11 protein-coding genes are annotated in these 15589 nt (G+C 63.9%); 5 read left to right on the top strand and 6 right to left on the bottom strand.

All coding sequences use genetic code 11. The features are described 5' to 3' along the window. Positions 1–31: 31 nt before the first annotated feature. Together ACERK3_13510 and pdxA are read right to left on the bottom strand one after the other, a co-directional pair. On the bottom strand, positions 32–2554 hold the full coding sequence (locus ACERK3_13510) for a cation:proton antiporter (protein MFA9479303.1): 2523 nt from the start codon (positions 2552–2554) through the stop codon (positions 32–34). A 92-nt stretch (positions 2555–2646) separates the two neighbouring features. Continuing rightward, positions 2647–3699: a 4-hydroxythreonine-4-phosphate dehydrogenase PdxA gene (gene pdxA / locus ACERK3_13505; protein ID MFA9479302.1), complete on the bottom strand. Its 1053-nt coding sequence runs from the start codon at positions 3697–3699 to the stop codon at positions 2647–2649. 89 nt (positions 3700–3788) lie between these two features. Between pdxA and ACERK3_13500 the strand changes: the two genes are divergently transcribed. The 3 genes from ACERK3_13500 to ACERK3_13490 are packed head-to-tail and all read left to right on the top strand — an operon-like array spanning position 3789 to position 7186. Beyond that, complete coding sequence (locus tag ACERK3_13500; GenBank protein MFA9479301.1) at positions 3789–4862, top strand: Gfo/Idh/MocA family oxidoreductase; 1074 nt, start codon at positions 3789–3791, stop codon at positions 4860–4862. 9 nt (positions 4863–4871) lie between these two features. Then, a complete protein-coding gene (locus ACERK3_13495; protein MFA9479300.1) occupies positions 4872–6194 on the top strand; it encodes a hemolysin family protein in 1323 nt (440 codons plus the stop codon). Continuing rightward, complete coding sequence (locus tag ACERK3_13490) at positions 6191–7186, top strand: CNNM domain-containing protein (protein ID MFA9479299.1); 996 nt, start codon at positions 6191–6193, stop codon at positions 7184–7186. The genes ACERK3_13495 and ACERK3_13490 overlap by 4 nt, the downstream gene beginning before the upstream one ends. Before the next feature lie 149 nt (positions 7187–7335). On the opposite strand, the gene ACERK3_13485 is transcribed toward ACERK3_13490, so the two are convergent. Continuing rightward, positions 7336–7809, bottom strand: coding sequence for a hypothetical protein (locus ACERK3_13485; GenBank protein MFA9479298.1), 474 nt, complete (start codon positions 7807–7809; stop codon positions 7336–7338). A gap of 204 nt (positions 7810–8013) precedes the next feature. Between ACERK3_13485 and ACERK3_13480 the strand changes: the two genes are divergently transcribed. Continuing rightward, on the top strand, positions 8014–8655 hold the full coding sequence (locus ACERK3_13480; GenBank protein MFA9479297.1) for a hypothetical protein: 642 nt from the start codon (positions 8014–8016) through the stop codon (positions 8653–8655). Positions 8656–8665: 10 nt separating this feature from the next. On the opposite strand, the gene metG is transcribed toward ACERK3_13480, so the two are convergent. Beyond that, positions 8666–9016 carry a methionine--tRNA ligase subunit beta gene (gene metG / locus ACERK3_13475; protein MFA9479296.1) on the bottom strand — a complete coding sequence of 117 codons (351 nt, stop codon included), beginning with the start codon at positions 9014–9016 and terminating at the stop codon, positions 8666–8668. 87 nt (positions 9017–9103) lie between these two features. Further along, the gene (locus ACERK3_13470) at positions 9104–10288 is read right to left on the bottom strand and encodes a tyrosine/phenylalanine carboxypeptidase domain-containing protein (GenBank protein MFA9479295.1); all 1185 of its coding nucleotides are present in this window, start codon (positions 10286–10288) and stop codon (positions 9104–9106) included. 469 nt (positions 10289–10757) lie between these two features. Here ACERK3_13470 and ACERK3_13465 point away from each other — a divergent pair, with 469 nt between their 5' ends. Beyond that, complete coding sequence (locus ACERK3_13465) at positions 10758–14072, top strand: valine--tRNA ligase (protein MFA9479294.1); 3315 nt, start codon at positions 10758–10760, stop codon at positions 14070–14072. A 186-nt stretch (positions 14073–14258) separates the two neighbouring features. On the opposite strand, the gene ACERK3_13460 is transcribed toward ACERK3_13465, so the two are convergent. Beyond that, a complete protein-coding gene (locus tag ACERK3_13460; protein MFA9479293.1) occupies positions 14259–15539 on the bottom strand; it encodes a hypothetical protein in 1281 nt (426 codons plus the stop codon). Positions 15540–15589: the final 50 nt, after the last annotated feature.

Below are 15589 nucleotides of genomic sequence, written 5' to 3'. Positions count from 1 at the left end.
GATGGTGCCCGAAGGTCATGTACTAGCCGTGTTACTTTTCGTTAGCGGGTTCGAGCGATTGTCGCAGGTCGTCGGCAGATCGCGCGTTGCGCAGTCGTTTGACGGTTGTTTCCTGTCGTACGAGCTTGGCGATCTCGGCAAGCGCTTTGAGGTGCTGCTCCGGCGAGCGGTTGGCGGGGCTCAGCAGCACGAAGACGAGGTTGGCCGGCCGCTGCACCAGGGGGAATCGCAGGCCTGCCGGTGAGATGCCCAGCAGCACGGTAGGCTCGGTCACAGCCGAGACGTGGGCGTGCACCAGCACGACGCCGGGCGTGACCTCGGCGGAGAATTCGCGGCTGTTGCGCACGAGCACTTCGGTGAGGATGCTTCGCGTCGCGTCGTCATCGCTGAACACCACGTCGACAATCTGCTTCAGCGCGGCTTCGTGGTTCTGCTCGTCGAGATCGAAGGCGGTTCGGCCGTCGGCGAGGGCTTCGATCAATGGCAGTTCATCAAGGTGCGACGCCATGGCGGACGACGTCTCGACCACGACTTCCGATGGGTAGACCACGAGCAGGTTCTGTTCGTCGAACCGGCGGGCGAATGTTGAGGGCAGGCGGTCGAGCATCGGCTGCCATGCCAGGCGACCCTTGCGGGCGCTGAACAGCGCGAGAATGTCATGCTCTTCAACCGTCTTGTCCAGCACGGGCAGCAGGTTTGACCAGATGCTCACGGGCTCGAAGTTGACGGTGACTTCGGGTCTGCCTTTTTCGAACACGCGTCGAACCGCGGTCCACGTTTCTTCGGTGGTCACCACGCGCAGCTTGGCGCTGATGTGGTGCGCCATGAGCTTGAGCATCCGCACCATGACATCAAAGCCCGGCTGACGGTCGGTCAACGGCGGGACGACGATGACGATTTGCTCGGTCGTGTTGAGCAACCGCTGCATGCGGCAGATCATCACGGCCTGCTGCGTCTGCTGGAGCACCTGGTCGAGGATGCCGCCGAAGATGCGTTGCCTGCCGCCGCCGTAGCCGTTCCAGCCGACGACGATGTTGGAGATGCGCAGTTCGGTGACGGCGCGGGTGATGCCGTTGGCGACGTTGATGTCGACGCGGGTGACGGGGATGACGGGCACGCTGGCGCCGGCGGCGTGGATGACGGCGTGGCCTAGCATCTTTTCGCCGGCGGCGACGTGGGCTTCAACCTGGCCGTCGTCACGGGCGACGGTGAGCGGGTAGACCGGCTCGTGGCTGTCCTGGTCGCGGATGGAGAAGGCGAGGTCCATCAGTGCGTCGGCGGTGGCGGGATTGCCCAGCGGCACGAGCATGCGCTGCGGCGCGTCGGTGGGGCGGTAGGGGGCTTTTTCTTCCTGCAACGCAACCTGTCGGCCGAAGCGTTCGACCAGCCAGGGTCCGACGAGGCAGGTCAGCAGCATCATCACGACGACGGCGTTGACCACCTCGCTGGTGAACAGTTCCAGGCGATAGCCCACCAGCGTCACGGCGAGCGTGGCGGCGGCCTGGGGGATGCTCAGGCCGGCGATGGCCCAGCCTTCTTCGCGAGTGTTTTTGAACAGCCGGGCGACCAGCAGTGCCGAGCCGCCCTTGCCCACGAAGACGAGGGAGGTGAACACGAGCGCCAGCCACCACACGTTCCAACTGACGAGCACGCGAAAGTCGACCAGCATGCCGACCGCCAGCAGGAAGAAGGGGATGAACAGGGCTTCGCCGACGAAGTGCACCCGGTTCATCAGTGGGCCGGTGTCCGGCACGAGGCGGTTCATCACCAGCCCGGCGAGGAAGGCCCCGACGATGGGCGCGAGGCCCACCGCGTCGCTGAGCGCGGCGGAGATGAACAGCACGACGAGCAGGAAGACGAATTCGGTGTTCGCTTCGCGTTGGACGCTGCGGTAAAACCATCGGCCGATGATCGGCAGGCCGATGATGATGGACGCGGCATACGCGCCGACCATCAGCGGGAAGGTGATCCAGAACATGGCGGTCATCTCGCCGGCGGCGAGGGCGGCGACGACGGCGAGCACGGTGAGCGAGAGCGCGTCGGTGACGATCGTGCCGCCGGTGGCCATGGTGATGGCGGTGTTGCGGGCGATGCCGATGCGTTTGGCGATGGGCAGGGCGAGCAGCGTGTGCGAGCCGACGATCGAGCCCAGCAGCACAGCGGGGATCAGGTCGAAGCCGAGCAGGTAGACGCCGGCGAGGACGCCCATGATCTGCGGGATGAAGAACGAGACGAGGCCGAAGATGACGCTGCGGTTTCGCTGTCGGCTGAACTGCGCGAGGTCGAGCCCGAGGCCGGCGGCGAACATGAGGTAGAGCAGGCCGACCGTGCCGAGCAGCTCCATCGTGCCGGGGCGTGCGATGAGGCCCAGGCCCGCCTCGCCGACGATCGCGCCGCCGATGATGAGCCCGACGAGTCCGGGCATGCCCAGGCGTCGCGCGGCGGCGGGGCCGAGGAGGATGAGGATCATCACCAGCGCAAAGATGAGCACCGGGTCGGTGATCGGCAGATGCGCGTCGCTGACGTCTTGATACCAGTTGCGGATGGCGTTCAAAGAAGGCCTGTTTCGTGTCGCGGAAAATGCCCCTGCCCCGCGCAGGTTGCGGCATAGTGTAGCGGAAGTGTTTCACGGCCGCCCGGCGGGGGCTACGGCGTGTTGTTGGCGATTTCGCCCGAGGCGAGGTTGGCGGCGAGGCGGATGGCGGCCTGCATGCTGCCGGGGTTGGCCTGGTTTTTGCCGACGATGTCGAAGGCCGTGCCGTGGTCCGGGCTGGTGCGGACGATGGGCAGGCCGAGCGTGACGTTGACGGCTTTGTCGAAGGCGAGCATTTTGACGGGGATCAGGCCCTGGTCGTGATACATCGCGACGACGAGGTCATACTTGCCGGCGATGGCGGGGCCGAACACGGTGTCGGCGGGGAGGGGGCCTTGCACGTCGATGCCCAGTTCGCGTGCCATGTCGATGGCGGGTTTGATGATGCGGCTTTCCTCGTCGCCGAACTGTCCGTTTTCGGAGGCGTGGGGGTTGAGGCCGCAGACGGCGATGCGCGGGTTGGGCACGCCGATCTGCTGCATGGCGGCGTGGCCGAGCTCGATCGGGTCGAACACGCGGCCGATGGTCAGCAGGTTGCGAATGTCCATCAGCGCGACGTGCACGGTGGCGAGCACGACATTGAGCTTGGGCGCCTGGAACATCATGGCGACGCGCTTGGCTTTCATGCGATGCTGGAGAAACTCGGTGTGGCCGGGGAAGCGGCAGCCGGCCATCTGCCACGACTCTTTGCACACCGGCGCGGTGACGAGGGCGTCGATGCCGCCTTCTTCGATGGGCTTTCGCGTCGCGGCGACGGCGTCGTCGAGAAAGCGCAGGCTCGCCTGGCCGCCTGGCTTGGTGGGCTTGTGCACGGACGTGCCGAGCATGGAGTATTCGTCGTAGTCGAGCACGACCACGTCGTGCACCAGGTCGAAGCCGGCCCGCGGCGAGTCGTGTTGCAGCCGCCACCAGAACGTGTCCAGCTCGGCAAGGTCGGCGGCGTAGGCCAGCAGCTCGTTCATGCCGTAGATCACGAACCGGCCGAGCTTGCGGATGCTCGGGTCGGCCAGCGCCTTGACGACCACCTCCGGGCCGACGCCGGCGGGCTCGCCCATGGTGATGCCGATGATCGGCTTGCGTGTTGTCTTGTCAGCCCCGTCAGTCATACCACCATCGTAGCAGGCTTGCCTGATGGTTTTGGGAGCGACCCCCTGCCTTTGCGAACGGCCGGCCGAATCCCGCTACCATAGTGGCCATGACCAGTGATACCGCAACGCAGCAGGTGGCCGTCGTCGGCGTCGGCCGAATGGGACGCCACCACGCGCGCATTTACCGCCAGAACTTGCCTCAGGCCAACCTCGTCGCCGTGGTCGACCCCGACACCGAGCGTGCCGCGACGATTGCCGACGAGCACGGCTGCGCCGCCCTCGCGTCGGTTGACGAACTGCTGGCGAAGTTTCCAAACGTCAGCGCGGTCAGTGTGGCGGTGCCGACGAAGTACCACATGGCCGCCGCCCGCCCGCTGCTTGAACGGCGGATCGCCTGCCTTATTGAAAAGCCGCTGGCGCCCAGCGTCGAAGAGGCGAAGCAGATCGCGGCGCTCGCGGCCGAGCATGGCACGGCGTTGCAGGTCGGCCACACCGAACGGTTCAACCCGGCGGTGCAGGCTGTGGCGAAGATGGGCATCACGCCGCGCTTCATTGAGATCGACAGGGTGAGCCCGATGACGTTCCGCTCGCTGGACGTGAGCGTGGTGATGGACATGATGATCCACGACCTGGACATCGTGCTGATGCTTGTCGGCTCGCCGATCCGCAAGGTCGACGCGGCGGGCGTGGCGGTGCTGGGGCAGCATGAGGACGTGGCGTCGGCTCGAATCGTCTTCGAGACCGGCTGCCTGGCGAACATTACCGCCTCCCGCCTCGCGCTGAAGACCGAACGCAAGATGCGGCTGTTCAGCGAAGACGCGTACGTCAGCCTCGACTATCAGCAACGGTCGGGCGTCGTGCTGCGGACGTCGCGCAACCGCGACGCGCTGGCCAAGGTTCGCGAGCAGCTTGTGGCTGGCATGGACCTGACCGACATGGACTACTCCGACATCGTCCAGGTCGATGAGCTGCGGATGGACGTGGACGAAAACGAGTACGACCCGCTTACGTCTGAGCTGGCCAGCTTTCTCGACGCCGCCCGCACGGGCAAAGCGCCGAGTGTGGATGCCCGCGCCGGCTATGAGGCTGTCGACGCCGCCGAGCGCGTCGCCGCTGCGATGCGCGAGCACAAGTGGGAAGGCCTCGAAGGAATGTCGCTGCGCATCGACGAACATCGCTGATCAGCACCTATGGGATTCGCTTACCTGCTCATGCTCGGATCGCTGCCGCTGCTGCTGGTGTGCAGCGCGTTTTTCAGTGGCAGTGAGACGGCATTGTTCAGCCTTTCACCGCACCAACGGCTGCGCTTCGCGCGGTCGGGCACGTTGGCCAGCGAAGCAATTACAAAACTGCTCGCCGAGACGCGTGGGCTGCTGATTACGCTGCTGCTGAGCAACATGACGATCAACGTGCTGTTTTTCGTCACGAGTTCCGTGCTGCTGATTCATTTGGGGCGTGAGGGGCTGCTCGGGCCGGTGCTGCTGGGGTTGGCGACGCTTGCGCCGTTGCTGGGAATCATTTTGCTGGGCGAGGTGTTGCCGAAGCTTGTCGCGGCGCGGCTGCCGATGACGTGGGCGCGGGTGGTGGCGTTGCCGTTGTATCTGGTGCATCGGTTGCTTGCGCCGGTGCGGGTGGGGGCGTCGGTGGCGATTATTACGCCGTTGGCTCGGCTGATCGCGCCGCCGGACAAGCCGCCCGCGCTTTCGCCGGAGGAGTTGGAGTCGTTGCTGAATCTGAGTCAGCGGCAGGGTGTGATCGATTCGGACGAGGAGCAGTTGCTTCGGCAGGTGCTTGAGCTGAATCAGTTGAAGGTGCGCGACCTGATGGTGCCGCGCGTGGATATTGAGGCGTTTGACCTCGCGAACGATCCGAGCGAGATGGTCGAACTGATCGCTCGTACAAAGCTGCGCCACCTGCCGGTGTATCGCGACAGCCTGGACGAGATCGTCGGCATGGTTTACGCGCGGCAGGTTCTGCTGCATCGGCCGACGACGCGCGAGGCGCTGGAGAAATACATTCGGCAGGTGAAGTTCGTGCCCGAGCAGCAGCGGGCCGACCAATTGTTGCTTGAGTTGCGCAAGACGGGGACGACGTTCGCCATTGTCGTTGATGAGTATGGCGGCACGGCCGGCCTGGTGACGATCGAAGACGTGGTCGAGCATATGGTGGGCGACCTGCCCGGCGAGTTTGAGCCGGCGGGGGAGCCGGAGGTCGAGCATGTTTCGCCGGGCGTGTGGCGGGTCGATGCGCAGTTGTCGGTGCACGATTGGGCGGATGTGTTCGGCCACAACCCGGCGGTGGCGGGCCTGGCCGAGCTGGAAGCGGTGCGCACCGTGGGCGGACTGGTGATGGCCCGGCTGGGCAGAGTGCCGCAAGTCGGCGATCGGACGACGCTCGGAAACGTGCAGATCACCGTCGAACGCATGGCCGGCCGACGCGTCGACACGGTGCTCATCGAGTTGCAATCAGCTGGCCGCCCCCCACAACCCAGCGACAAGGAGCCGACGCCATGACCGGCTTCGAGTTCGCTTTCTGGTGCGGCATCATGCTTGTAGGCTTCGCCTTCAGTGCGCTCTACTCCGGCATGGAGACCGGCGCGTACAGCCTCAACCGCGTTCGCTTGCAAATCTACGCGCATCAACATCACCGCCCGGCCCGCCTGCTGCGACGCATGGCGGACGACCCCGTTCGGCTGCTGACCACACTGCTGATCGGCAACAACATCGCCAACTACATGGGCACCGCCGGCCTCGCGGTGCTGCTGGAAGGCTGGGGCATCGGCCAGTGGCAGGCGATCGTCCTCAACACGATCATCGTGACACCCATCCTCTTCATCTTCGGCGAAACGCTGCCCAAAGACCTCTTCGCCGCGTACGCCGACCGGCTGATGTATCGCCTTGCCTGGCTGCTGGAAGGCTCGCGCCACCTGTTCACCTGGCTTGGCCTCGTACCATTGATCGCGGTGGCGACGAAGCTCGTCATGGTCGGCCTGGGGCAGAAGGCACAGATTCAGCCGTTCCACCCACGTCGACAGGTCCAGGCGCTTGTCCGCGAAGGCGTGGGCTACGGCCTGCTCAGCGATGACCAGTCCGCGATCGCCGAGCGCGTGTTGCAACTCGCCACCCGCACCGTGGCCGACGAGATGGTGCCCTGGTCCGAGGTCATCACGGTGAACGTTGACGACGAGCCGGCGGTGCTCTGGACGCTGGCCGACCGCACGAGTCGGTCGCGCTTCCCGGTCATGGATGGTTCGGGCAACGTGGCGGGCGAGGTCGCTGTGACCGAAGCGCTGCTGCACACGCCTGAAGCCTGCCCGGCCATCCGCGAGTTGATGCGTACGCCATTGCTCGTGCCCGCGCACATGCCGCTTCGCCGCGGCCTGGCGGAGTTGCAGCATCACAAGGCAGCGCTGGCGATCGTCATCGACGACCGCCAGCAGCCCGTGGGCATCCTCACCATTAAAGACTGCGTTGAAACCATTACCGGTGAGCTGGCAAGCTGGTAATACGGATGACCGTCAAGCTCGGGCATTTCGATCAACGGTCGAAGCCCACGGCGTGACGCCGTGGGCTTCTTCCCGCGCACGAAAAACCCGGGCGCGTGGCGCGTCGCCCGGGTTGGTCGGTTCCGATGAATGTGTTCAAGGGAACCGGTTCAGTTAAAGGCTGCTTTCACCTGCGGGTTCGCCAGCACGATGATCGCCCAGATACCAAACGGGAGCCCGAGCAGGCAGCAGGGCGATACGCAAGGGATCATCGCCAGGATCGACGCGACGATGGCCAACGGCCACAATTGCAACTGCATCATCTTGATCGCGCCGAAGATGATGACCAGCCCGAAGGCGATGCCGACCATACTCATGACAATCCCCGCGCCGCCGCTGACCACGGTCGCGGCGACGTTTGCCGGGTCATTCGCCCCGGCCACCGTGCCGGCAGTCATGCCCAGCGCGTTGAGAAGGATCATAAGCAAGCCATACGCCATCCCGATCCCCGCCGCGACGATCAGCGCAATCGCCGGTGGCTTGACTTTCGCCATCGCCTGCTCCTGCGTCAGCGGGGTTGGCTCGGGCGGCGGCGAGGCCGGGGGTGGTGTTGGCGGTGTGCTTGGACCTTGAGGTGTTTCCATCGACGAGTTCCTTGCCGATCGTTAGTGCAGTTGACTCGCGAACGCGACGCCGCTTTCAACGTTCAACCCCCACGTGCTGATGTGAAAGGTAACGTCGCGCATCCTCACAAGCAAAGGTAACGCGACGGCGGGCGTAACTCAATAGTTTCCTGTTGTGACTTTTTGCATCAGCCTGCGCGCGACGAAAGGCTTTACAATCGTCGCATGCTTTGGAGCTCGGCCGACATTGCCGACGCCGTCGCCGCCGCGCTGCAACGTCGCGCTCATGCCGACGATGCGGAACAGGCGGTGTATGGCTTTGACACACTCGACGAACTTCGCCTGCACCCGCTGATCCGCGAGGCGCTCACGCAACAAGGCTACGGCGCCTGGCCCGAGCAGCGCTACCCCGGCGCGTGGAAACGGCGAAGCAAAGCGGAGGGCAAGCGCTGCGATCTTGTGCTCACCCACGACGGCCGACCGCTGCGCGACCCGGAGGTGCGCGGCACGATTTTCGACGCGCTGGGCGAAGCGGCCGACCCTGAAGCCGCTTACTGGCTTGAAATCAAGACGGTCGCGCAGTTTGAAACGACCGGCCCGTTCCGCCGATATGCGGCCGAGCTGCTTGCGCCGGTGGCGGAAGATGTGAAGAAGCTCAAGAGCGACCGCGTGATTCAGCACGCCGGCCTGCTGCTCGTGTTGTTCACCGCCGATCGCGAGACGGCTGAGCATGACATCGCCGCCTGGCACAAACGCTGCCTCGACCGCGGCCACCTGATGGGCGCCCCCGCCACGCGCGGCTTTGCCATCACCGACCGTACGGGCAACCAGTGGTGCGCCGTCGCGGTGTTCAACGTCCGCGGTTAACGCAGCCGTATCATCCCACGCTTGAGCCCGGCGGTACGGGTCGCGTCGGCTGCAACACCACCACATCCTGCACGGCGTCGCCATCTTCCGACGTCGCCGCGAGCAACATGCCGTTGGACTCTTCGCCACGAATCTTCCGCGGCGCGAGGTTCGCCACGACGATGATCTGCTGACCCACCAGCGACGCTGGCTCCTGGTACTGGCGGATGCCGGCACAGATCTGGCGCTGCTCGCCGCCGAGGTCGATCTGCAGTTTCAGCAGCCGGTCGGCGTTCGGATGCGCCTCCGCCGCCGTCACCGTGGCGACGCGCAAATCCAGCTTCGTAAAATCATCGAACTCGATCGTAGGCTTGAACTCCATCGCGGTAGCTCCGTCTGTTGGTTGTGCAAAACAGCCAAGCATACCGCATCCCCTCATTAGCCGCGAAGCGTCAGCGGAGCGCGCCCGCTACCGAGGCCCGATCTCATCCACCAGCGACAGCACGTCCGCACCGCCGCGCACACGGCTCAGCCGAGCCTGCACGTCGGCATCGTTCAACGGCGAGGGCAGCAGCCAACTTTCCGCCAGCACGCCACGTTCGCGCAGGTCTTCGACCATCGGCAACTGCTCCAGCCCGAATCGGCCGAGGAACAGCACATCCATCGTGCCCACCTCCTGCAGGTGGGCCAGCAACTCGCGAAAGCCCAGCAGGTAGATGATGTCCTTGGTCAGCCCGCCGCTGCGATAGACGCGCATCGTCGTGCGGAACGCGGTGTGAGCTTCGACGTCCAACTCATCATGCAGCCGATGAAACGTCGCGACGAACGACGCTTCGCGCAGCATCATCGCCACCGCCACCACCCGTGCCGCCAACACCCGCCACCGCTTCTCGTTCATCCCGTTCACGAGGTATTCCAGCAGCACCGCGAGCCCTTCCTGCAACAGCTCATACCCCGCGAACCCCGTGCAGAACTGGCGCATCGGCTGCAGTCGGCCGTTGAAGTACGTCAGCAGATGCACGCTGATTTCATGATGCACCAACGCATCAACCCGATCGCTGGGCGTCAACAGGTGCTTGTCGATCAGCAGCTTGCCATGCGACGTGATCAGCGTTGACACATCGTCGCGCACCTCCACCGTCCCCTCGAAATGGTCGCTCGCGTCGCGGTACGCCGCCGCCACCTCGCGGGCGCGGGTGGCGAATGTTTCCGCGTCGATATCGCCTTCGCCGAAGTCCGGCCGACCTTGCGGCAAGCGATTGAGCACCGCTTCCGCCAACTCGACCAGCGCGTCGTCCGGCCGACCGTAGACCTGCTCGCTCTCGAGCACGAATCGCGGCGTGTTGCGATAGGTCAGCAGGTTTAACTGCATCTCAAGCTCGACCTGCCGTGCACGCATGAGCGCCGCCAGCGATTCGTCGTTGACTTCGTCGACCGGCGCGGTGAACAGCCGACCCTTGAGCACCGCCGGGTCCGCGGAAAGCTTGCGATACTTCAGCTCCGGCTCAACCTCGAACCGCGACGCCTTGAACGCCTGCCACGCCGCGTGCTCGTTCGTCGGCGTCACGTCCATGAGTGCGTCAAACGACTCGGCGACCTCCGCCAACCGCTCGTCGCATGCCACCGCTGCTTCGTCCAGATTCGCCTGTGTCATCGTGTGTCTCCTGTCCACGGTTGTCGTCGTCGCTGGCTCTCAATCTTATCGCACCGCGTCGCGATGGCCGACGAGGCCCCTGCGCGAGATGAGCATTCGGGCAATCGCATCTGCTGCCGTACGGCTGTTCCCATGTAGGGCAGGGCTTGCCCTGCCAAGGTCTTCGACGATGCCCCGGCAGGGCAAGCCCTGCCCTACGCTTAGTCGCGATCAGACTGATGGCCCTGCTGCCGCCTTTGACCGGCGCAAGCGAAGCCCGATATACTGCTGGGATCATGACCGCGCTGCGACATTGCCCCCTGACTCACCCATGCGACGCCCCCGGAAGCTGCACGCCCGGCGTCGTGGTTAGCTGAGCGGCCGACCCGCACTTGCCGCTCACCGCGCCGTCTACTTTTTGTGACTTTGATCTGACCGAAGGCTTGTCCCCGGCCGAACCAGGCCGATGAGCAACCTTGGAAATTTTCCCATGGCTCCCGAACTGCCCAAGACGTACCAGCCCGCCGACATTGAGCAGCAGGTCATCGCTCGATGGTCCGCCGCGAACGCCTTTCACGCCGACCCCGCCGACTCCGCGCCGACCGCGGAGGGTAAGCGTGGCCAAGAGCCTTACAGCATCCTCATCCCGCCGCCGAACGTCACGGCCGCGCTGCACCTCGGCCACGCGCTGAACAACACATTGCAAGATGTGTTGACGCGCTACCACCGCATGCTCGGCCGAAATGCCATGTGGATGCCCGGCACGGACCACGCGGGCATCGCCACGCAGACCGTGGTGGACAAGCGTCTGCAAGCCGAGGGTCAGCCATCGCTCAAGGACTACAAGAAGCAGGAGGCCGAGGGCAAGCCGGGCCGTGAGCAGTTCATCGGCAAGGTGCAGGCGTGGAAGGACGAGTACGAGGCCCGCATCCTCGCGCAGCTCAAGGCGATGGGCTGCTCCTGCGACTTCGACCGCACACGTTTTACGATGGACGAGGTGTGCGCCGCCGCGGTGCGCGAAGCGTTCTTCCGGATGTTCAAGGACGGGCTGATCTATCGCGGCAAACGGCTGGTCAACTGGGACCCGGTGACGCAGACGGCGCTGGCGGACGATGAGGTGGAGATGCAGGAGGTCGACGGGAACTTCTATTACATGAAGTACCCGGTGGTTGATGCCGAAACCAAATCCGAAATCCGAAATTCGAAATCCGAGATTCAGTACGTCACCGTGGCGACGACGCGGCCGGAGACGATGTTGGGTGATACCGCGGTGGCGATCAATCCGAAAGACCCGCGTGCTGCGGAGCTGCGCGGGAAGTTCGTCAAGCTGCCGATTGTGAATCGCATCATTCCGATTGTTGAAGATGACTACGTCGTGCTGCCGAACGCGGACAGCGACGACGCGAAGGCGAAGTATGCGTCTGGCTTTTTGAAAGTGACGCCGGCTCACGATCCGAACGACTACGAGATCGGCCAGCGGCATGGGCTGGAGATCATCAACGTGATGGCGCCGGACGCGTCGATCAGCCTCGACCATGGTTGGCCGGAGGAAGACGCGGCGAAGGCGGACGCGTTTTTGGCCGAGTCGCTGGTTGGCCGTTCGCGTGAGGAATCGCGCAAGGCGATCGTGCGATGGTTCAAGGAGCAGGGGCTGCTTGAGGAGGTTCGGCCGTACCGTCACAGCGTGGGGCATAGCTACCGTTCGCACGTGCCGGTGGAGCCTTACCTGAGCGATCAGTGGTACGTGGCGGTGAAGAAGCAGATCGAACGTTTGCCGGACGAGGGGCCGATGGCGGGCACGGACGTGCCGGCGAACTCGCTGGCCGGGCTGGCGCTGCGTGCGATGGCGGAGGACCAGCGCACCACGGCGGGCAAGCCGGCGGAACGCATCGCCCGCGACATGCCGGCGGAGCGATTGCGCGTCGGTGAGAAGACGTGGGAAGGGCACTTGCGCTTTTACCCGGAGCGATACGCGAAGTCGTTCCAGCAATGGCACGAAGGCATCCGCGACTGGTGCATCTCAAGGCAGCTGTGGTGGGGGCATCGGATTCCGGTGTGGAGTGCGACGGATATACACATTCAGTTTGAAGTGACAGCGGAATTCTTCGAGAAGGCTTCGGTTCGGGAGATTGATGGCAAGCAATATGTCTGCTTGCGCGAAGATGATGCCGAGTTGATTGAGTTACTGGAGGAATCAGGCTTCAAGCAAGACCCCGACGTGCTGGACACGTGGTTTTCCAGTGCTTTGTGGCCGTTGTCGACGATGGGGTGGCCGGACCCGTCGCGATTTCCGAAGGAGATCCCCGAAGACGATGCCGTGCTGGTGACGTGGAATCCGACGAATACGCTCACCACGGCGCGCGAGATCATCACGCTGTGGGTGTCGCGGATGGTGATGTTCAATCTTTACTTTTCCGATCCGGAACTCGATCCGAAGTCCGGCTTCCAACGGCTGCCGTTCTATGACGTGTTTGTGCACGCGATGATTCAGGACGGCCATGGGCAGAAGATGTCCAAGTCGCTGGGCAACGGCGTCGACCCGATGGACATCCTGCACACGCATGGCGGCGATGCGATGCGCTTCACGCTCACGCAGATGACCACACATACGCAGGACGTTCGGTTGCCCGTGGACCTGGTCTGCCCGCACACGGGCGAGCTGTTCGAGCCGAAGTTCATCACGGCGAAGAACGGCTACAAGGTGATGGCGCCGATTCAGCCGTGCCCGAGCGATCCGTCGAAGAAAGTGGTGACGAGCTATGGCGTGGCGTCGGGCGAGGCGCAGCCGAGTGATGAGATGCCGCTTGCGAGGAATACGAGCAGTAAGTTTGATCTTGGGCGCAACTTTGCCAACAAGCTTTGGAACGCGGTGCGGTTTGCGCTGACGAATCTTGACGGGAATGTGGGCAATGAGGACAAAGCCCAGGGATTGACATCCCTGGGCGTTACGTCGTCGGACTTGACGTTGCCGGATCGTTGGATTTTGTCGCGGTTGGTGCGGGTGACGCAGAGTGCGAGTCAGTCGGTGGCGCATTATGAGTTCAATCAGTATGCACAGACGTTGTATGACTTTTTCTGGCGCGATTTGTGTGACTGGTACATCGAGGCGGTGAAGCCGACGGTGGCGGAGAATGCGTTGCAGCGGCAGGTGTTGGCGACGTGTCTGGATGCGTCGCTGCGGCTGCTGCATCCGGTGATGCCGTTTATCACCGAGCGATTGTGGGAGCACTTGAATGCGACGGTGGCGGAGCGCGGGGTGGCGGGCGTGACGTTGCCGAGCAGTGAGTTGCTCGCGCAGGCGGCTTGGCCGAAGGTTTCGCGGGACTGCATTGATGAGTCAGCGGAGAAGACGTTCGGGCTGGTGCAGCAGGTGGTGTCGGCGGTGCGTCAGGTGCGTACGCAGCACACCGTGCCGCCGCGTCAGACGGTGGAGCTGAGCGCGGCAGCACCGCCGGCGATTGCGCAGCGGTTGCTCGAACTTAAAGGGTTAATTGAAGTACTGGCCAACGCGCACTGCCGGGAGGTCGGGCCTCGCGTGGATCGGCCTGCGGATGCGGCGGCGGCGGTGACGGGCGATATCGAAATCTACCTACATGGCTTGATCGATGTCGAGACCGAGCGGCCGCGTCTGGAGAAGCGGGCGGCTGAGCTTGAGAAGCAGATCAAGACGCTGCGCGGTCGGCTGTCGAACGCGAGCTATGTGGAGAAGGCGCCTGCGAAGCTGGTGGACCAGTCGCGCGAGCAACTCGCGGCGGCGGAGCGGGAGGCGGAAGCGGTGCAGGAACAGTTGGCGGCGTTGAAGTGAGTTGGGGGCCCAGGGATTGCCATCCCTGGGCTTTACCATTATGGGTTTTTGCATTCTTGGGCTCTATGGTGGTAGGGTGAAATAATAAGGCCGACGGTGGTGACCCATCGTCGGCCTTTCTATGTGCTCAAGTCATGGGGAGCAGCGCTGCGTTTAGCCATGTCCCGATGACTTGTCAGGCGTGGGTTAAATCTGTTCCACGTCGTCGGCTTCGTGCTCCATTTCCTGTTGCTCTTCCAGTTCGTCCTGTTCAAGCTCGTCGGCCTGGTCGTCGGGCGCTTCCATCGGGTCTTCAAGGCCGTTGCGCTCGATGCCGTATTCATCGATCACGATGCCGCGGAGTCCGCCGCGTTCGTGGACTTCGCCGGTGAGGGTGAACTGCTGGCCGACTTCGAGTTGTTCGTAGACGCGCGAGGGCTGCTGCGCTTGCGCGGGCTCGACCTCTTCCGGCTCGTCGAGCATCATTTCTTCCTGCACAGCGGGGTCTTCGTCGACCCATTCACCGGGGTGACGTTCCCATTGGCGTTCCTGTTCGCGCTGGGCGATGCCGTGACGCATGCCGAAGTCGGCACGCGGGGCAAGGCGATCGCGGACGGGCGAGCGGATGCCGGTTCGCCGTTCGACTTCCTCTTCCTGCTGCTCGAACTGCTCATCCTGAAGCTGCTCATCTTCGAACTGGCCGGGCTCTTCGAGCGGCTGCTGGAGGCCGGGCTCCATCTCATCCGCCGGCCGTTCGACGATGAGGTAGGCTTCGCCCTCGTCGGTGATCAGCACCAGTGGCTGTTGCTGTTGTTGCTGCTGTTCGCCGAGTTGCTGGGGCTGCTGTTCCTGTTGCTCCTGTTCTTCGAACTGCTGCTGTTCCTGCTGCTGTTCGACTTCCTGTTGTTCCTGAATCGCCTCTTCGCCATGGACGAGGAAGGTTGCGGCGTCGATGATCGTGCCCTGGATTGACTGCTCCTGAGCTTCGTCGTCGATGAACTGCTCTTCTTCCTGGAGCTGTTCGTCTTCCACTTCGGCGGGCTGCTGCACGCCGACGTCGGTCAAGTGCTGGGCGATCTCCTGGCTGATGCGCTCGGACTCCTGCTGGGCCTGTTGCTCATCGAGCTGGGCGTGTTCCTGCAGGGTCTGCTGGATTCGCTGCTGAACGTCCTGGGTATATTGCTCGACTTCGCCGGCAATTTCCTCGGCCTGTTGCTGAGCCTGTTGCTCGTCGAGGCCGTGCTCCTGGTAGGACTGTTTCAGGGTCTGGGTAATCTGCTCGCGCAGTTGCTGCATGTCCTGCTGCTCGTCCGCGGCCTGCGGGTCGGCCAACTGTTCCTGTTCCCGCTCTTGCTCTTGCTCGACCTGTTCCTGTTGTTGAACGTCGAGGGCGTCTTCGTCCTCCGGCTGGTACTGGGCCAACGCCGCGCTGGACCCAAGGCCAATCGCGCCCGCGGCAAGCCAGGCAAACACTTTATTTGAATACATCTGGCACACTCCTTCGTCGCCATATGAATGACATGATCGTCCGATCGCGG

The organism is Phycisphaerales bacterium AB-hyl4 (assembly GCA_041821185.1).
Classification (GTDB): Bacteria; Planctomycetota; Phycisphaerae; order Phycisphaerales; family Phycisphaeraceae; genus Natronomicrosphaera; species Natronomicrosphaera hydrolytica.
The sequence above is the reverse complement of the archived record's forward strand: the minus strand, read 5'-3'. Positions and strand labels throughout refer to the sequence as shown.